This is a genomic window from Chryseobacterium gwangjuense, assembly GCF_021311115.1.
Taxonomy (GTDB): Bacteria; Bacteroidota; Bacteroidia; order Flavobacteriales; family Weeksellaceae; genus Chryseobacterium; species Chryseobacterium gwangjuense.
Map to the genome: position 1 here is coordinate 351,481 of NZ_JAJTNP010000004.1, position 19,565 is coordinate 371,045.

Below are 19,565 nucleotides of genomic sequence, written 5' to 3' on the forward strand. Positions count from 1 at the left end.
AACCTCCCTTCTAAAGCGAATGTAACCCATTTTTAATATTGTTTTTTATATTTTCTGCTTATTTTATTTGCATTATTTTTAATTTATAGTAAAACTGTTCGCGGTAAACTAGCCCTACAGGAATACTTTTTTTATTACTTAAAATAATGATATGTTGTTCGAGATAATTTATTTTATTGAGATTGATAAAAAATGATTTATGAACTCTACAAATGTAATTGAGATGTTTTACATTTTCTTCAAAAGAAGTTAAGGTTGCGTGAATCATGATCGTACCCGTTTCGGTGTGTAGATTAATATAATTACGCATTCCTTCAATGTAAATTAATTCTGAAGGGTTAATTTTAATCAAGCGTTTATCGCTTTTCACATAAAAGCTGTCATTCTCCTTTTCGGCAGCTATGAGCGGTTGGCTCGGCTGTACCGGTCTTAGAAATTGAGTTGCTTTTTGGATGCTTTTAGCAAAACGTTCTAAAGAAATGGGTTTAAGCAAATAATCAATAGCGCTTTGGTTGAATGCATCCAATGCATATTGATTGTACGCTGTGGTATAGATAATGGCGGGAGGATTATTAAACAGGGTAACGAAATCTGTTCCGCTGATTTCAGGCATTTTAATATCCAGGAAAATTAAATCGATGTTTTTATTTCTATGGAGAAAAGTAATTAATTCAAAAACGTTATTACAAGTACCTTCTAACTGTAAAGTATCAAATTTTGAAATGTAATGAATCAGAACATCCTGAGCCAGCTTTTCATCATCTACTACTAAACATTTTATTTTTGTCATTTCTAGAATTTTATTTCAAGCATAATTTTAAAAACACCATTACTTTTTTCAATTTGAAACTTATGTCTGGAAGGATAAATCAATTGCAAACGTTTGCGGATGTTTTCAAGACCAATTCCGCCAACCTCTTTCCGTTTCGATTCTTTAAAATTATTTTCACAGGTAAATATAAGGTTAATATCGTTGCAGCTTAATTTTGCATTGATATAAGAATGCCCAACCGTAGAATCTGTGCCGTGTTTGAAAGCATTTTCTATCAGAGGAAGTAATAACATGGGTGTAATCCTGACATTCTCTTTTACATGATTGTAATGAAATGTAATCATTACGTTTTCGGATACTCTTAATCTTTCAATATCGATATAGGTATTCAAAATATGTATTTCGTCAGCTATAGAAACTTCTCTTACCTGTGTTTCGTATAAAGAATAACGCAGAATATCAGAGAGTTTTAAAATAACATTTGGTGTTTCATCTGATTTTTTAAGAGATAAGGAATACAGACTATTGAGCACATTGAAGAGAAAATGGGGACTGATCTGTGATTTTAATACACCAAGTTCTGCGACAGCTTGTTGAGTTCGTACTTGTCTTTCTTTTCTGATTTTCAATAAAAATTGTTGAATGGCATACCCAATAACCATGATTCCTAGAACAATCAGGATTCCCGGGAAAACATCGAAATAATATTGATACTTTTCTAGTCCGGCCGGAGCAGAGGAAGTGGCTGCAACCGGAGTAAAATTAATCAATTCTGTAGTAGTGAAGCTCAGATATAACCATTGTAAATATTGTCCCAATATGAATGTAGTACAGAAGATTACAGCCATAAGAGAAAGACAATACTGCTGTATTCTTTTATTGTATTGAAGCTGGGGAATAAACCAAAAGTTATTCAACCATGCAGGGAGAAAAAGAAGGATGTTGTAAAAGAAAATATAACCTACAGGTATGTTCTTATCATTATTAATTGCCGAGACTGAAAATATAAAGATTATAAACACAATGTTTATGAATATTCTCAGAAAATTATATCTGCTCAATGGTTGATTTATTTTTAAGACAGTAAAGGTAAATATTTTCATCGGCAGCAAATTCTTTTTTACACCAACGGGAATTAATCGTTGACAAACAACAGATAGATAATGTCCAAATTGTTTGTCTATACTATTATATTGTTTGTCCAAAAAATGGAAAACTGTAGGAAAGTTCTTCTTTCATTTGCATCAATAAAAATTGAATCATGAAAAGAATATTTCTTTTTTTTAGCCTAAATTTCTTTGTAATTACTTCTTCACAAAGTATTGATTACAAAAAATCAATTGACAGCTTAATGAATTATTTTCAGGAAAACAATGCTTTTTCAGGGAGTGTCTTACTTCAAAAGGACAGACAAACTATTTATAAGGGAGAATTCAATAAATTTCCAAACGGTACCGATAAATATAGAATAGGATCAATTACTAAAATTTTTACTGCTATCGTTGTTTTTCAGCTTATTGAGGAAGGTAAACTGAAACTTGATACGAAACTCAGTATGTTTTATCCAACCATAAAATATGCTGATGAAATAACAATCGGAAATCTTCTGAACCATACCAGCGGAATTTATAATTATTTAGAATGGGAAGAATATTACAACCAAAAAAGCAGTATCTACACCAAAGAAAATATGCTGAAACTCATAGAACAAGGTAAGCCGGAATCTAAACCTAATAAAGAAAGTTCCTATAGCAATTCCAATTACACGTTATTGGGTTATATCATAGAAGATATAACGAAAAAGGAATATTCAGAAAATATAAAATCCCGTATTATTAATCCATTAGGACTTCAAAATACATATTATGAAACAGGTAAAGGTGAAAGTTTTAAACGAAATGACTCCTATAAATTTGATGGAGAAATCTGGTCTAAAGAAAATGACACTCATCCAAGTTTTACTCTTGCTGCAGGCGCAATGGTCTCTACTTCGGAAGATCTGTCCAGCCTGATGTCTGCACTTTTTAACGGTAGTCTGGTTTCCCCAAAATCGTTGGAACAAATGAAAAAGACGAATTTGCAGACCGGAATAGGATATGGATTGTTTAGAACTCCCTTTCATGATAAGAACGGATACGGTCATACCGGTAGAATCGATGAATTTCGGGCGGCTACAGTCTACTTTACAGAAGATAATTTAATCTTAACTATTCTTACCAATGGAACAAATAGTAAGCTGAATGATATTGCATTAGGGATTGTTTCAAAATATTATCATACCCAATATCAAAGACCTAATCTTATTGCATATGAAAATGTAAACGCACCGCAAACACAAATATATACAGGTATTTACAGCGCAAAATTGGCAGGAATTATTAGCATTGGAAAGTTCAAAATAACACAGGCCGGAAAAAATCATTTATATATTGCGATGCATAACAACGAAAAAGATAATGCGAAGGAAAGTAGGAAGGCACTGCTGAAAAGAACCGGAGAGAATGAGTTTTATTCTTTTGAGGCTAATGCGAAACTTCAATTCTTACTAAATAAAAAAGGAGTGGCGATCGGTATAAAGTTGGAACAAGGAAATAATTCTATCAATTGTAAGAAATTATAGTCTTGTTATAAACAATAATTATTTTGCAAAATTTGATTTTGACCGGAAATTTTTAATCAAAATACATATTGCATTTGAAACAATAAAAATTTAGGGAACGATATACATAAAATTCACTGCAGTTAGAATATTTGTGTAATTTTATTGTTTATATAAATGATTTAGACGGCATTCAATAAAAACTTCAAAAAAAGATGAATCTTAAAATATTATTAATTTTTCTGTTTTGTATTGCAAATACGACCTTTGGACAAAGTAAAAAATTAAGCAATCCATTATTGGAAAAATCATTAAAGAAAGATAGTATCACTGCCGAGTTTACGGAATTGTATAATTTGATAAATATCATTCATCCGGGACAATATATGTTTTGTTCCAAAAAAGAATTCGAGCAGACCTATTTAAATTTAAAAAAATCAATAAAAACGGATATTTCTCCGATTGAATATTATAAAATAACCGCTACTTTATTAGCAAAAATAAAGGACGGCCATACAACTACAGACAGAAATAAAATTATTAGTCAATTGAAAGAGCGATTGGTATTTCCATTCAGTATTTATAAAATAAAGAATAATTTTTATTTAGATAAATCAACGTTAGAAAACAAAAATTATACGGGTTTACAAATTCTTAAAATCAACGGAAAAAATATCGCTTCTATTGTATATGATATTCAGAAATACATTCATCTGGAAGGACATAATGAATCGGGATTAAATTTTAGGTTTAGAAATTTCCCCTTCTATTATTTTATCTATAATCCATCTGAAAATTTTGAAATTGAATATGTGGATTCACAAAATCATCATCAAAAAGTAGAAATTAAAGGCTTAACCTATGGAGATTTTAATAAAAATACCAATGAAAATATCGAACATTTGACAACTGAAATTAATTCGTTAAATATTGGCATTTTAAAATTTCATTCTTTTGAAAATGGGTACAATGAAGCCGATCGAAAAATAGCTGAAAGACAATTGGATGTTTTTTTCTCTAAACTAGATAGCTTGAAAATTAGAAATCTTGTTATTGATTTACGAGATAATAGTGGTGGTGCAGCCGAAATTGCAAATTATTTATTTTCTTATTTGACAAGTAAGCCTTATAACTATTTTGATTATGTAGGCGCGAAATACAGAAGCGTTAAGGATTGGAAACATTACGCTCAATACCCGAACAATATCGAGGAAATAAACCTAAATGAAACAAATTCTATTAATGGACTTAATTGTTACACAAATGGTAATTGGTGGTTCGATAAACAGTTCAATAAATCTAATTTCTACAAAGGGAATATCAGTGTTTTGATAAATGGCGGATGTTTTTCCACCACAGGACATTTATTAGCCTTGCTGAGAGAATATAAAATCGGAAAATTTTATGGCGAATATTCTCAGGGAAGCAATTACAGCAATGCAGGTGGTCAGGCTTTCATTTTGCCCTATTCCAAAACGGTGGTTTGGATACCTACCTTTCAATACAAAATGAGGACACCTAATTTTCAGTATGATCCAAATGGAATTAAACCGGACGTATATGTACCTATTGAACCAGACGACTTGAAAACAAAATTCGATAGACAAATGGGCTTTGTGTTAAAACAGATTGAAGAAAATAAATGAACGAACATCCAATTGCAAGTAGGTAAATGGCGGGTTTGGTTCTAAATTCAATGTCTTAATCTTTTTTCGTCCAAATGATTATAGATTGATAATAATTTTTAGCTTACCTTCTTTTCCCATAAGCCATTTTCATCGAGAATTTTTAAATAGCTGTTAGTTGGTTCATTAGCGTGATAATATTGATACAGCTGATCTGTTAGCGTTGTGAGAAAGTCAAAGACAACTGAAAAGTCTTCCTTTGAGTTGTAAAGGTTGTCCCATTCACCCAAAACCCAACGGAATATTTTGTTATCATCAGTAGTAATTGAAATGACGAGATGAGGCATATCTATGTCGGTTTGTTTGTAATAATCGTAATTTTTTCCTCCGAGCAATGAGATATTCCGAGCCGGAATATTGATAACACTTATGTCGGAAAATAAAACCGAACCAAAACATGAACTGATAAAGCCTTCCTTATTTAATGTAACTGTATCTGTTGACTGTCTTTCGGAAGTTGTTTTATACAACTTATAAATAGCCAGAAATAGTAATGGGAAGGAAATCAGCAATAACCAAGTCGGAAAATATGGATTCGAAAGGATCACTAAAATGGTGCCTGTTAAGGTGATGGTCAGCAATGTAGTAAAAAACCAAATCAAAATTACTGAGGTTTTATTGCTGTTATTAAAACGAAATTGATAGGTTTTCATTGCTGGTTTAATATGGTGATATTTTTAAAAGAAACCACGGTCTCCAATTGTAAAAGTATACATATTCTGCTAAATATAAGCGCTTTATTGTTTTGCCAATGAAGCTATCATTTTTATAAATATAAAAATGATTATTATGGAAAATATCGAAGTAGGGTTAGTAACAATTGATATAATTTTATTTTCTATTTCTTTATATTTAACCACAATAAATACAACAATCAAGACAAAGTAAAAACATCCAAATTATGATAAAAAATATTATTCTATTGCTTTCTTTCATTGTGTGTTTATCTGCAAAAGCGCAATCAAACGCTTCGACAGATTCCATAACACAGCGGAATTTATTCCAAAGTTTAAAACCAGAATTTGAGAAATACGAAAAACAATACGGAAATTATATTCAGACCAATAATATAAGAATGCATTATTTAGAGTGGGGAAATAAAAAAAATCCAACACTTGTCTGGATTCACGGAACTTATAGCAATGGATATGAATTACACGAAATTATAGATCAATTGGTAAGAATGAATTTGCACGTCATTGCAATTGATTACTATGGACACGGATATACACCAATTTCTCAAAAAGACCTGTCTATTTATCACGTTGCAGATGATATCAAATTTCTTCTTGATACAATGAAAATTAAAAAAGCAATTATCGGCGGCTGGTCAAGAGGAGGGACCATTAGTTCGGCATTTTATAATGCTTATCCGGAAATGGTTCAAGCTCTTATTTTAGAAGATGGAGGTTCTGTTGCCTGGGATTTTCAGTCAAAGGCAGCCAACATTGTGAAAGATATTGAAGAAACAAAACAATATTATGCCGACAAAAAAACAATGGTGTTTGATGACGAGTTTGATGCTTATTGGTTTATGTATAATAATTGGGGTATAAAAGGAAAAGAAAATGAAAAACTGAAAAAAGAAATCTTTACTTCATATGCCCGAATAAAGAAAAACGCAAACGGAAAATATGAAATCAATCCTGGTGGAGAAGAACTGACAGGTGAGAATTCTGCTGAAGAAAACATTGCAATTATTTACACTCCTTTTACTTCCAAAACGGCTTTCGGTGCCTCAACACATCAATTAAATCCTAAAATTATTTATCGGAATTTGAATAAGCCTTTGCTTATTTTCGACCCGGTTAGTAATAATGATTGGTTTGATTTTAAGGAAGAAAATGATAAACTTACAGAGGAACACAAGCCTTTTATTGTTCACAAAGTTTATGATAAAACCTGGCATGGAGTAAAAGACGAACACCCAAATGAAGTAGCTAATGATATTAAAACATTCTTATTAAAGAATAAGCTGATAAAATGAAATAGTTATTAATATTCGTTTTGATGTTTAATGCTTTGTTAAAAGACTAGTTAAGGATAGGAAGGATATCACTAAAACTGATCCAAAGAATTTGAACGTAATCTAAATTTGTTTTGCGAGCAGAAACTATAAAACTGAAACAAGCATTGAGATATTCTGTTAAAATAGTAGAAATACTAAACTTACTTACTATAATTTTAAAAGGAGAATGAAAGTAACATGCTTTAAAAAAAGAGGTTGTCGAAATTTTTATTTCTATAGGAGCAGGAATCAATTATTATTTTGTTCATCTCTTCTTAGCTCTCTTTCCACTTCATCTATTTCTGTTAAAGGAAGAAGGAAACTGTTTTCTATGTAGCTCAGGATATTTTCATCGGTTTTATGATTTATTTTTCTGATGAAAATTTGATTGCTGGATTTCAGAGATTCTATAAAATTGAGTGTGTCTTGTTTGTTCTGAAAAATCGATTTTTCGAATACGGCTCTTTTATCATCGTTCACAATAATATCATTAAAGGAAGTATTCATGAGAACAGTCTGAAAAAACGATTCGGCAGGTAAAAAAGTATGGAGATAGAAGTCTTCAAAATCCATTACTTTTTTGTTGTTGGTTAAGAATGCACAGGTATCTCTTGTAAAGATAAACCACTTTCCGCCAATATAAGGGGTTATTCCTTTCATAAACTCTCTTTTATAGACAAAAGAGGAGATTTTGTAGGCTAATTCAGTAAAATGATTTTGTATTCTTTTTAGAGTATCTGGTCTGCAAAAGTTTTGGTCATAATAAAACAGATAATTCCGGCCGTTGTTAGTTGTAAGGAATTTACGGATGATCGGTTGAGACCTGAGTGGATAATCTTCGCCGCTTAGGTTGATGAAATAATCCCATTCCAAGCTGGCATTTAAGAGAAATTCCATAGCATTAAGCTCGGCCTGGATCATGCTGAAGCCTCCTGAAACAATATTCAGACTGTCTAAAATATAAACATTGGGAAATTGTACGATATAGAGCTGTATCTCTTCTGTTACTTCCGGTTTGGCCTTCCTGTCGATATGAATAAGATAGTATTGATCCTTCGTATAGATTTTCTGAAATAGGGCTTTGAATATATTAGGTTTATGATGAACCATAATAAAATAAGCAACTTTCACAAGAGGGGTAGCATGTGACTCCAGAGTCTGAGTCTGAGGATGTGTTATGGGTAGGGCTGTTTGCATATAGGGAAGCTTAAAATCATCCGCATAGCAAATAATTCGGTTAACGTGCGTAAGGTAGGAATAAAATTTTGATAATCAATTATTTAAATACAATGCTCTTTGTTTATTTTTATCGTAAGTTTGCAAAACATTTATAAAAACAGGTCACTGCCTTTGCTATTCTGTAAGTTTAAAATCACAATTTTCTTTTTCAGTTTTGCTTTTTCAGCTACCAATTTATAATCCTGATTTCATGAGGAGAAAATTAGGGATTGTAAAAATCCTATGATAAATAGGGGCGATATGTTATTGCAGGTCATTCAACAATAGTTTAAGTGGTATTGTTTACAGATAAAGCAAGCAAAATGATAAACCGGAAAAGGATTCTTTATTTGTTTATCCTTTATATACCAATTCAAATTTTAATCAACAGATTGGCTTACAAGCTACCGGAAGACCGGAATTTATAATGAGTTTCAAAAATTTAAATTTAATCAATCCGATTATTCGTGCCGTTACAGAAGCTGGGTATTCCCAACCTACTGAAATACAAAACGCTGCGATTCCATACATTCTGGCCGGAAAAGATATCATAGGATGTGCTCAAACCGGAACCGGGAAAACGGCTGCATTTGCTATGCCGATACTGCAGCTACTGAAAAAATACACCCCTGAACATAAAGAAATACGAACCTTAATTCTTACCCCTACTCGGGAATTGGCGATACAAATAGAAGAAAATTTTGGCATTTACAGTAAATATATGCCGCTATCTCAACTTTCTGTTTTTGGTGGTGTTTCAATAGGAAGCCAGCTTGCTGCTTTAAGAAAAAGAGTGGATATCCTTGTGGCAACTCCGGGAAGATTGTTGGATCTGGAAAGTCAAAGACATATCGATCTTTCTAAGGTTGAAATATTAGTGTTGGATGAAGCGGATAGAATGCTCGATATGGGGTTTGTAAATGATGTAAAAAGTGTTTTAAGTTTAATTCCGAAAAAAAGGCAAACCTTATTTTTTTCGGCAACGATGCCAACAAAAATAAGAGAATTTGCTGAAACGATTCTGAATAAGCCTGTAGAAGTTACGGTGAATCCGGTGTCTTCAACTGCAGAAACAGTCAAGCAATCAGTATATTTTGTAGAGAAAAAAGATAAAATAGATCTGCTGATTGAGATCTTACAGGAAAAAAATACAATGAGATCATTGGTGTTCACCCGTACCAAACATGCAGCCAATAAGCTTGTCCAACAGCTGGAGAGCGTAGGAATTTTTGCAGCAGCGATTCATGGAAACAAGTCACAGGCAGCAAGGCAAAATGCGCTGGATGATTTTAAGAACAACAGGATTAAAGTGCTTATTGCTACAGATATTGCAGCGAGAGGCATTGATATAGATGATCTTCCTTATGTGATCAACTATGAACTTCCTAATATCCCGGAAACTTATGTACACCGGATCGGGAGAACCGGAAGGGGAGGCACAGAGGGAACTGCGATTTCATTTTGTGATACAGATGAGCGGTTAGATTTTAAGAATATTCAAAAACTGATTGGGTTTACAATGCCGGTCAGGTCATTTTACTAATAAAGTCTGTAGCGTTTACAGACAATATATATAATTTTAATAATAATTACAATGCAACAAGGCACAGTAAAATTTTTCAACGAAGCAAAAGGCTTCGGATTTATTTCTCCTGCAGACGGGAGTAAGGATATATTTGTACATTCTTCAGGATTAAGCACAAGAACGATCCGTGAAAATGATAAAGTAACTTTCGATGTACAAACAAGTGAGAAAGGTTTAAATGCGATCAACGTAAAGTTGGCATAAACTAAACTTTATTTACAGAAATTTTAGAAATAATTTTTACAATTTTATATTTTAGAAATTAAGAATCAATACATTTTTAGTCTGAATATATTATTGGTACGAACATTAATATTGGTATATTAATTTTTTATTTTCCATTATGTTCATGGAGCCTCTTGCTATATGTAAGGGGCTTTTTAGATTTTATAATGAAGAGAACGATAAGTTTATAGAGAGTCTTCTGATAATGATTAATCAAAAGAGGAAATAAATAAAAACACACACTTCAAAATGAAGTGTGTGTAGTTCTAAAAAAGGATAAGATAGATTTAAAATTACTGCTTATTTCTTGTTTTTTATTCCTTCTGATAAGGACATCCTGAAGGAGGATTGGCAAGACGCTCAGAAACAGAAGCGGTGGTGGTCATACTCATGGCAGGAGGAGCGTTGAAGAACTCCTGTTCAATTATTTTTCTCTGATCTGCCGGAATATCTTCGATTTTACGAAGGGTATTGACCTGGATGTGGGGCCAGCTTGTTGTACCGCCGTCATTACCGAAATCAAATTCGAAGAATATAATCTGCTCGTATTGTAACTGAAGAATTTCTTTTCCGTCTTCAATCACGGTTTCAATCCAAAGATTAAAATCTATTTCAACGGTCGGTACAAAACGATTAACAAAAGGAACGTTTAAAATTCCTCCTTGTGCACCCGTTGCCATTCTTGAGGATAATTGAACAAGAACATAGTTTTCAACATGTTGTCCGCTTAGTGTATCTCTTAATCGCATATCCGGTCTTACACAGTAAGGGTATAATTCATCGGCAAGAATTCTCTGGGTATAGATTTTGTTGGAGCCGGGGTCATTTTCATCGGTTAAAGTTTCATGAACCCAGGCCGGAGCTGGTTCGTCAAGGTTAATAGGACCTCCACCACCTCCCATAGTAGGTGAGATAGCAAGATGAGGAGGATCCCAGGTTTTAATACCAGTAGGGAATTGTGGAGAACCATTTCTAAGGTAATATTGCTTGTTGTCTTTATTTTCGGGTGTAATATCTCCCAATACAGTAATCGTACTTCCATGAGGAATAACTCCGCTTCTTGAAATTGAATAATCAGGAATGAAATAGGGCCCTGTAATACCATCCATCGGCTTGATTTCCTGAGCAGGAATAATTTCATAATATTGCTGTCCTTCTTTTAATTGGCTCAAAAGAATGTAGGAAGGATTACCGTTTTCGTCTCTTACTTCAACCAAAGGTTCGTTTCTGTACTCACCTTTATAACCGTACTTTTTGAAATTATCTTCAGAAAAAGCATGAATTCCTCGGTCTCTTTTGATGGTTTCTTCAGTTGCTGCATAATTGTAGACATCACTTAGCCAAAGATACATTCCGTTTTCTTCGTGAATTCCGGCATATTGTAAATTTGGATTTCCTTCTACTTTATTGACACTTTTAATGGTTTGGTCGTATTTTACCGCACCGCAAAATAATTCAGTGGCGCCACCACGGTTACGAACTCCGCCGGGAACGATTTCGAATGTTAATTTTTCGATATATTCTTCAGTATCAAAGCTGAATTTACCCGGAATTGTTGATGGATTTGTACCTGGAGAAGGCATGATCGTGGTATGAATTCCGCTTCCCAGAGAAGGTCTGGTTATATTTTTATTGTAATTGGCATTGTAACTTACCCAGGTTCCATTCAGTGCTTCTAAAACACCATAATCAACATTGTTTGCAATTTCCTGTAGATTTTCTTCTCTAAATGGTCTTACCGGATCGTCGATTAAAAGTTTGGAGTATCCGTCCATAAGAGTCGCAAGATACCCTTTCTTGCTTTCTGCTGATGTTTTTAAAAGTTGGCTTTCTTGTCCAAGAATTTCTTTTTTTCTTTTTAGCATGATATTTAGTTTTTAATGGTTGTTCAATTAGTTGGTAGGATATTCAAAAGTGGGTCCCGCGTTTTGAGTAGAATTTAAAGGCTGGCTCATCAATCCGATCGCTTGCTCTTTCAAGGCATACATATACATGATTGATTTCTCCAGTTCTTTTGCATTACCTTCTACTGCCGCCTGAATAGCGTCTAATAAGCTTTTATAGGTTTGGTTAAATGCTTTTCCTTGTGCATACAGTTGCGGGTTTGACTGATAATCTGTCATTTTTGGGTTAGGTTTCATCGGATAAGCAGCGCTCCAGTCAACAGGTAAAGGTTTTCCGACAGGTGGGGTAGTAACGGGCATCATTCCGTTTTCGTCAGTGAAAGGTCTGTAATCTCCACCTACATAGAAATGCTCGTGGAAAACTTCTTTAAACCTGAAATAATGCGCCAGTTCTGCACCTTCTTCAAACTGAGAAGGATCTACATCGAAAATAGAATCATCTGCGCCTTCCCCCTGTCCTTTAATTTCCTGGAAAACAGCGATTACACCAGTTAAAGCTTCCACCGCGTGTAATTTTCCACCGCTTCCGTAATATTGCTCCGGACGGATCTGTTTAGCAGGATCTCCGGTGAAAATCCCACCAGTATTTAATTCTTCGAAATTTTGAGGAAGTCTTCCATGTTCTTTATAATAGGCAATGATTTGGAAAACAACGATATAAAAGAATAAAACATCATAATATTCACCAATGGTATGAACATTTTCCATGATGAAGCCTTTCATATTTTCAAGTGTCCAGTGATTATTTTCCTGTACAGCAGCACTTTTAGCAAGGGAAACACTTGGCTCAAATTCCTCATGATATTTCGGAGCTTTGACCAAAGGATTACTTGGACTTTCAATAGCGATAAAGGTTGCGATGCTGTTTGTTGAAAATGTTTCCAATCCAACATAGAAATCAACATTCATTGGTAATTTCATCGGATAAGAAGGGTAATTCTGAGGTCTGTTTACGGAAGGCTGGATATTTACCGCATTCATGACATTACAAACCATGATCATGTGAAGCATTTCTTCTACGGCAACACTGCGGATAATTTGCGAAGCCAGTGCATTGGTTCCATCTTTAATGGAATATAAAGCCGTAAGATAGGGTGGAATTGTAGAATGCTCGATTAAAATTGCAGTCTGCAAAAGATCTTGTAAAATCGGACGGTAATCAAGGTTTTCTATCCCTCCTTTTTTAATCTCCAAACTTGTTTTAGTAGATAAATCAGCAGGTTGTAATTCTGAAATTACCCCGCCAAACTGCGAACTTAAATATTCACTAAATTCTTTGATTTGATCATTTAGTAAAAGGTTGGTCAGCATTTTACTGTGGTGTTTTAAACCTTCAATCCAATCCGCTTTACTGATTGAGGTATCAAATAATAAGGATTGTAATGAAAGAGCTTCGGCAACAACCGCATTTCTGCCCATAAGATTTGAGCCTTTTGCGAAAGAAGTTCCCTGAGGTTCTGTTGTATTGATAAGTCTTTGTCTCATGTGTTAATTTTTTAGTTTCGTTTCCAGATCTGCCAAAATAGATTCTATTGAACGAATCGTGAATGCGGATAAGGTTAAGGTAGGGTTTGAAGTTCCCAAAGTGGTCATGTTTCCTGCTCCGACAATGTATAAATTCGGATGATCCCAGGATTTACAATAGCTGTTCGTCACAGAATCTTCCGATGTAGAACCCATTCTGTGAGTTCCCACGATATGACCGGCTCCGTTATAGGAATATCTTACATTGTTGTACACAAAAGTATTGTTGTCTGTTGCATTGTATTTTGTGAAATCTTCAATATCCAGTCTTTCAAACATCTGGTCTGAAGCCAGTTTTGCCTGTTCCATAGCTCTCTTTTCATAATCGGTCAGTTCATAATGAATAACCGGACGAGGAATTCCCAGAACATCCAGATATTGATCATTAATGGTCACTCTGTTATTTGGATTCGGCAATTGTTCGATCTCAAAATGGAATAATACCTGTCTTGAAAGTCTGTAGGCTAAAGCTTCTTTTAAATCTTCTCCAAAAAGACCTTCGTTCAAAAATTCCGAAAGATCAGATCCTGGTGAGAATGTGGGCCAGCTCCATCCCCAGTTATCCAGTGGAGAAATCCATGCGGAGAATTCGCTTCTGAAATTTCCGTCTCTGAAAGACGAAATATTGGTGGTAGAACCCGGTCCTCTATAAGAATAAATAGGTTCCGGAAATAATCCCCACGTCAGCATGACCATGTGGTCCATCAAGTTTCTTCCCACCTGATCGCTGCTGTTGGCAACCGTTTTTTCAACTCTTTGACCGTTTTCAATGACGGTATATTTAGAATTCAATAAAATTTTAGGATTTTCAAAAGCATTGGCCGCAAGAATGACAATCGAATCTGAGGTATCGATCACGTCTTCGACGAAATCCGTTTTCTCTTTTGAAACATATCTTCTTAAGTGAACTTTTGAAATTTTCTCTTTATCGTTCTGATCTACGCTTAATTTGTAAACAACGCTCTGAGCTTTCACTTCGATGTAAGGATTACGCGAAAGATTTTCATTTTCATTGACCTTGTATAAGGCTTTTTTCAATGTTTTTAAAGCATTGTATTTGGCCTGAACCGGACAGATCGGAACACATGAAGCATTTCCTTCACAGCGTTCTCCCATATAAGGATTCCAAACTGAGCCAAGCGCTTTGTATTCTTCTTTTCCTGAACCATCCAAAACCAATTTGTAACCGGATTCTGAAGTTTCTGCTTTAATGATTTTTGTTTTTCCGTATTTTGGATTCGGAATAGAATTTCTTCCTTGTGGAGACGGAACCAGCATCAACGGAATGTTTTCAAAATTTAATTGAACATTGGTTCCGGCAAGTCCATCCATGATCTTCTGATCCATATAACTTTGCGGAATTTCTTCCATCGGGAATACATAATCACCATAATATTGCTCCATGCTTTCGGAAATAGGATATTCCTGTTTTGAAACATTTCCGGAAACCCCGATTTCAAACTCAGCCATTTCGTAGTACGGTTTTAAAATGTCATAAGTGATCGGCCAATCCATTCCTCGACCATATTTTTCTTTTAAATGGAAATCATTCGGAAGCATTCTCGGTGTTGTTCCTAGCCAGTGAAGGGTAGTTCCGCCACCAACCCGAATAGCATCACTCGCAAATGGCATCGGACCAAACTGCACCAAATATCCTTTTTTATCGGGAAAAGGAGGAATAATGGGTTCCATATCCAAAACATTCGGGGAAGGAGCCTGTTTTAGATTAGGATAAGGAGAGTTTGGAACTTTGGCTTCCTGTAGATAAAAAGTACGCATGTACTCGTTATAATTAGTCATCGAAGACACGGAATCCAATTCTAAACCAGCTTCCAGACCTGCTTCAAACATGAGTATTGATAATTCGCGAACTTCATCTCCTTTTTGAGCATCTGCACGGTGAATCATTTTTCCTTTTTTAGTATCGAATACATGATCGGTCAGTAATTTTGCGATCAGTGATCCTGCGATCCCCGTTCCTACGATGATCACATCTTTCTTGTTGTCTGTCTGGCTCATGAGTTACTGTTTATAGGTTTAACGGCCCAAGATTTATAACCCGGTTGTTTTGCTCCCGGTGGATGCGCGTGCATCACATTCCAGACTAGACCTTCTTTGTAGGAAAGATCATTCACATAAGCACCTTCCCAGGTTCCCAGATACCAAAGTGTGATGACACTATTGGCAATGTCCTGAGTGGAAGGATTGGCAATAATTTCAGCACTAATGGAATTTTTAAGCTGATCCTGGCTGTAAGAATTTTCAAGAACAGTTTTAGAGGTGTTCAAAAACTCGATGAAGGTTGCTGCTTCTATTTTACCGAAGATATACATATAATACGTCTCAGCTAAACCGGTTGATTGTAGTTCGTTCACGGAAAATCCGGTGAGGGATTCTGAGATAGCCATGAACACGTCGTAATAATAATCGTCGACGTTGAGGATTTTGTTGATAATCATTTCGTTGAATTTGGTGTTTAGATTCATACCTTCTTGTTATGAAGAGGGTAATGTTACGATTGAAAATAAGTTTTTGAGGTATCTTTTATCGATTGATTGGATACGTTTGTAAGAGAGTTTTAGGGTTAGACATAGTTAGTAGTTTTTGTATTCTAAAGATAGTGAATTATCTTATGTGAAACATTGTAAATTTAGCCTAAAGTGTTGCTTGTGTGTTATTTATAATTATTCTACAAATTGGATGTATATGTACGAATATTGCAATTAAATTATTTTAATTTAGAATTGTTTTAGATAGAGTGTTGAGAATAGTAAATTCAATATATCCCTTTTAATAAAATACATTTGCCAATTGTGAATTATTTTAAAATGCAGTTTTTTAATAATCTATGGAGGTTAGTTTTTGTGAATATTTGTAATTCAATAGGTATAATAAAAAAAACATCTGAAATTAATAAATGTTAATTTCAGATGTGTAAAGTATTAATTGATGCAATTAAATGTAAGTATAAATTAAATTTAATTCCCGTTAATGATTGTTGTTTTCAATTGAATCAAGTGTCAAAGGTTTATAAAGATGATTTCTAAGTATTCTAATAGGAAGATAGGTGAATAATACCGAAAGTATCCCGGCTAAAGCACCGACTAACACCGCCATTGAAGTTGCATCCAGTTTGTAATATTTTGATAGAATAAATTGCCCCAATAATAGACTTGTCAAAACAAGAGAACCACTGATTAAACCATGCAGAATACTGAGTTTAGTCAATAATTTTTTAATATTCAATTCGTCATCAATCTTAAATTCAATAGCTTCCTGCGCAGCTGCATCAGTTACTCTTTTGATAATGTCAATGGTGAGAACAACAGGTAAAAATATGGCCATAGGCAAGGTCAGCCGGGCTAGACTTTGGGTGCAGGCAAAAAAATGAGTGTATCCCAATTCATTAAAACTGGCTAAGGCGATAATAAAATTGAAGAGTACATTCGGAATTACATAGATAAGCATCCGCTTTCTCAAAAAGCGATTAAGAGTAGTCTTTTTTATAGGTTTGGGTTGAGCCTTTTTTATTTTAAATTTCATGAAGTCAGGAGCTCAATAGCTTTATCTTTAATTTTTTCAGCTTCTTCTTTGGGAAGAAAATCTTCGTTAGACATAAAAGTGAAATCCATTTGCTGATTAAAAGTTGTCGCAACTAAGGTATTGGAATTTAACCAGGGAAATGCAACAGTCGGGCTAAAAATAGTATCCACTTTAAAGTTTTTATAATCATTAGAAATATCAAGTTTGCCCATATTCGATAAGGTGACGTCGTGTCCGCCGTTACTGGATTTTAACATTGTAACCATACGTTCCACGATCGGATGCATCTGCTCGCCCATCCACAACAGTTCTCTTGTATTCATACTCTCTATTTTCTGCACAAGATCTTTTTTAATGTGTCTGGAATTTTCCAATACATTTTGATTTCCTTTTTGTAAAGACAATTCAACAGTCGGAGCAAAAGCAAACAAATGATCCTGCTTAATTTCCGGTACGAAATGGCGTACATCTACAGGGCTGATCACTTTTCCTTTGGCATTTTTACCTTGAGTTTCTTTAAAAGCCTGCATGAAAGCCGAACATAATAAGGCATGAACAGAAACTCCGTTTGTCTTACATTTTTCAGTAATTTTTTGAGTCGTTTCCGGGTTTAATTTCCAGTGATTGGCATAGTTTTTACCCAGATTTCTCTTTTTACTTTTTCCTTGAATTAAGAAAAAAAGTTTCGCCATCATTAGATAAAAGCGGGCTTTTCGTTTCTTCTTTTTCAAATTAAAATCTGAAAGCATAAAATCATTGACTGAACTGAAGGTCTGATAAGGTTCAAGTTCAACAGACGGATCATCCAAAACGGCAAGAATTTCGCGCATTAAGGTCACAAGCGAAGTTCCGTCGCAAATGCAGTGAGGCATCACCAACAGAATTTCAGAAGTAGGCTGACCTTTTACCCAAACCAATTGAGCCAAAGGTTTTTCAGGATCCTCAAAAATTCGGTACCATTCTTTTTCAGATTCAGAAAGCCAGTCTTCATCGGTTTTTCGTTCACAAATCCGAATTGGAATAGGTTCGATTTCCTTTTCCTCTATAAAAACAGGATATTTTTTGCTTGTATCGATTTTTGATCTCAACAGAGGATGCTTTTGCTGAATTTTATCTAAAGCAATTCTTAAATTTTCTTCAGCAATTTCTCCGTTGATTTTTACGGTAAATATACAGTTTAAAGGGGTTTGAGAATCAACATACATGATTCTTTCCACCATCATTAATGGTCTCATGATACAGCTAAATATTCCAGTTGATGTTTAACAATTTTTATCATTTCATCACGGATTGCCAAAGCTTCTTCATAAGGTAAATATCCTTCGCTTCCCATGAAAGAAAAATCCATTTCTCCTCTGAAGGTTGAAACGACCATCGTAGTCGTATTTCCCAAAGGACCGATCACTGAAGGACTGAAAACGGCTTCCAGTGAAAACTCTTTGTATTGATGGGCAATCTGAATTCTTCCCAGATTCGAAAACATACAATCGTTGGAAGATTTTCCGTTTTTCAATAGCTTGGTAAAATTGGTCAGAGCATCATGTGCAGATTCCATGACCATCATAGTGATGTAAGGATTGAGTTTCGATGTTTTTTTATCCGCAGATCTTTGCATCAACTTTACATTTTCCATAAAGCCCAGTTTCTGGTCAGCAGAAAGCACAATCATTAATCCGAAAGCGAAAATATGATCTGTTTTAATCTGATTGGCAAAACGTCTGATATCAACCGGACATGAAACTTTATTGAAAGCACCATTACCTCTCACTTTTTTAAAGGCTTGAAGCAAAGCAGCACTCAGGAAAGTATTCACCGTCACTTCATTTGATTTGCAGTAAGAAACCAGCTCCTGACTTGTTTCTTGATTGAATTTCCAATGAATTAAATAATCATTTTGTCGGTCTATCGATTTTTTACCAACAGGAACAAGCTTGATCGCTGTTGCAGCCAGCCGTCCGATTGCTTTTGCTTTAAACTGTTGTCCGCGACTGGAAAGGATATTGGAAGGAACCACATCCTGAATTCCTAAAATCGGATGTTCAACACCGATGTCAGCTAAAGGATCATTCAAAACTTTTAAAAACTCATCCAGTACGGACATGGCAGAACCACCATCGCATAGACAATGATGGAAGACAAACATCATATCCGAAATCTCTTCATCTTTGATCCATACGAATCTCATAAATGGCTGCTCTTTGTAATTGAACATTTTGTGCCATTCTTTTTTCGATTCTTCCAGCCAGTCGTTTTCATCTTTTCGGGCTAAAATTCTGATCGGAATTTTTGCTTTTTCAGAAACTTCAAACCACGGAACATTTTTTTCATCATGCTTAATAACAGCTTTTAACCAAGGGTGTTTTTCCTGAAGCCTGTCCAGAGCATGCTGAATGTCTTTAAGCACGAATGTGCCCTTCAATCTAAAAGGAATTACCGTATTGAAGGGCTCTGTACCGTCTCCCAGCAACATTCGTTCGCCAAATAACAATTTTCTTTTCATCG

At 34.6% G+C, this 19,565-nt stretch carries 16 protein-coding genes; 5 read left to right on the forward strand and 11 right to left on the reverse strand.

Features of this window, described 5'->3' with window-relative positions; genetic code table 11:
• Positions 1-58: 58 nt before the first annotated feature.
• Both LV842_RS10320 and LV842_RS10325 read right to left on the reverse strand, forming a co-directional pair.
• Positions 59-790 (reverse strand): LytR/AlgR family response regulator transcription factor, encoded by a 732-nt coding sequence (locus tag LV842_RS10320; protein WP_233111363.1) that lies wholly within the window; start codon positions 788-790, stop codon positions 59-61.
• 2 nt (positions 791-792) lie between these two features.
• Entirely contained in the window at positions 793-1,620 is an 828-nt protein-coding gene (locus LV842_RS10325; protein ID WP_233111364.1) for a sensor histidine kinase, read from the reverse strand.
• A gap of 413 nt (positions 1,621-2,033) precedes the next feature.
• On the opposite strand from LV842_RS10325, the gene LV842_RS10330 reads away from it, so the two are divergent.
• On the forward strand, positions 2,034-3,392 hold the full coding sequence (locus tag LV842_RS10330; protein ID WP_233111365.1) for a serine hydrolase domain-containing protein: 1,359 nt from the start codon (positions 2,034-2,036) through the stop codon (positions 3,390-3,392).
• A gap of 194 nt (positions 3,393-3,586) precedes the next feature.
• Positions 3,587-5,017 (forward strand): S41 family peptidase, encoded by a 1,431-nt coding sequence (locus LV842_RS10335; protein ID WP_233111366.1) that lies wholly within the window; start codon positions 3,587-3,589, stop codon positions 5,015-5,017.
• Between the two features lie 98 nt (positions 5,018-5,115).
• Here LV842_RS10335 and LV842_RS10340 read toward each other — a convergent pair whose 3' ends face one another.
• Positions 5,116-5,709: a hypothetical protein gene (locus LV842_RS10340; RefSeq protein WP_233111367.1), complete on the reverse strand. Its 594-nt coding sequence runs from the start codon at positions 5,707-5,709 to the stop codon at positions 5,116-5,118.
• 248 nt (positions 5,710-5,957) lie between these two features.
• On the opposite strand from LV842_RS10340, the gene LV842_RS10345 reads away from it, so the two are divergent.
• Positions 5,958-7,043 carry an alpha/beta fold hydrolase gene (locus tag LV842_RS10345; RefSeq protein ID WP_233111368.1) on the forward strand — a complete coding sequence of 362 codons (1,086 nt, stop codon included), beginning with the start codon at positions 5,958-5,960 and terminating at the stop codon, positions 7,041-7,043.
• Between the two features lie 270 nt (positions 7,044-7,313).
• Here LV842_RS10345 and LV842_RS10350 read toward each other — a convergent pair whose 3' ends face one another.
• The gene (locus LV842_RS10350) at positions 7,314-8,261 is read right to left on the reverse strand and encodes a beta-1,6-N-acetylglucosaminyltransferase (RefSeq protein WP_233111369.1); all 948 of its coding nucleotides are present in this window, start codon (positions 8,259-8,261) and stop codon (positions 7,314-7,316) included.
• 448 nt (positions 8,262-8,709) lie between these two features.
• Here LV842_RS10350 and LV842_RS10355 point away from each other — a divergent pair, with 448 nt between their 5' ends.
• Together LV842_RS10355 and LV842_RS10360 are read left to right on the forward strand one after the other, a co-directional pair.
• The gene (locus LV842_RS10355) at positions 8,710-9,825 is read left to right on the forward strand and encodes a DEAD/DEAH box helicase (protein WP_233111370.1); all 1,116 of its coding nucleotides are present in this window, start codon (positions 8,710-8,712) and stop codon (positions 9,823-9,825) included.
• Between the two features lie 51 nt (positions 9,826-9,876).
• Complete coding sequence (locus LV842_RS10360; RefSeq protein WP_233111371.1) at positions 9,877-10,071, forward strand: cold-shock protein; 195 nt, start codon at positions 9,877-9,879, stop codon at positions 10,069-10,071.
• Between the two features lie 335 nt (positions 10,072-10,406).
• On the opposite strand, the gene LV842_RS10365 is transcribed toward LV842_RS10360, so the two are convergent.
• From LV842_RS10365 to LV842_RS10395, 7 genes are all read right to left on the reverse strand, one after another.
• Positions 10,407-11,957: a peroxidase, FMP-type gene (locus LV842_RS10365; protein ID WP_233111372.1), complete on the reverse strand. Its 1,551-nt coding sequence runs from the start codon at positions 11,955-11,957 to the stop codon at positions 10,407-10,409.
• A 27-nt stretch (positions 11,958-11,984) separates the two neighbouring features.
• Positions 11,985-13,481 carry a ferritin-like domain-containing protein gene (locus LV842_RS10370; protein ID WP_233111373.1) on the reverse strand — a complete coding sequence of 499 codons (1,497 nt, stop codon included), beginning with the start codon at positions 13,479-13,481 and terminating at the stop codon, positions 11,985-11,987.
• Positions 13,482-13,484: 3 nt separating this feature from the next.
• Entirely contained in the window at positions 13,485-15,539 is a 2,055-nt protein-coding gene (locus LV842_RS10375) for a GMC oxidoreductase (protein ID WP_233111374.1), read from the reverse strand.
• A complete protein-coding gene (locus LV842_RS10380; RefSeq protein WP_233111375.1) occupies positions 15,536-16,006 on the reverse strand; it encodes a hypothetical protein in 471 nt (156 codons plus the stop codon). Before LV842_RS10380 ends, LV842_RS10375 begins: the two co-directional genes overlap by 4 nt.
• Positions 16,007-16,508: 502 nt before the next feature.
• Positions 16,509-16,988 (reverse strand): hypothetical protein, encoded by a 480-nt coding sequence (locus LV842_RS10385; protein ID WP_233111376.1) that lies wholly within the window; start codon positions 16,986-16,988, stop codon positions 16,509-16,511.
• A 71-nt stretch (positions 16,989-17,059) separates the two neighbouring features.
• Positions 17,060-18,298 (reverse strand): condensation domain-containing protein, encoded by a 1,239-nt coding sequence (locus LV842_RS10390; protein WP_233111377.1) that lies wholly within the window; start codon positions 18,296-18,298, stop codon positions 17,060-17,062.
• Positions 18,295-19,563 carry a condensation domain-containing protein gene (locus LV842_RS10395; RefSeq protein WP_233111378.1) on the reverse strand — a complete coding sequence of 423 codons (1,269 nt, stop codon included), beginning with the start codon at positions 19,561-19,563 and terminating at the stop codon, positions 18,295-18,297. Before LV842_RS10395 ends, LV842_RS10390 begins: the two co-directional genes overlap by 4 nt.
• Between the last annotated feature and the right edge of the window lie 2 nt (positions 19,564-19,565).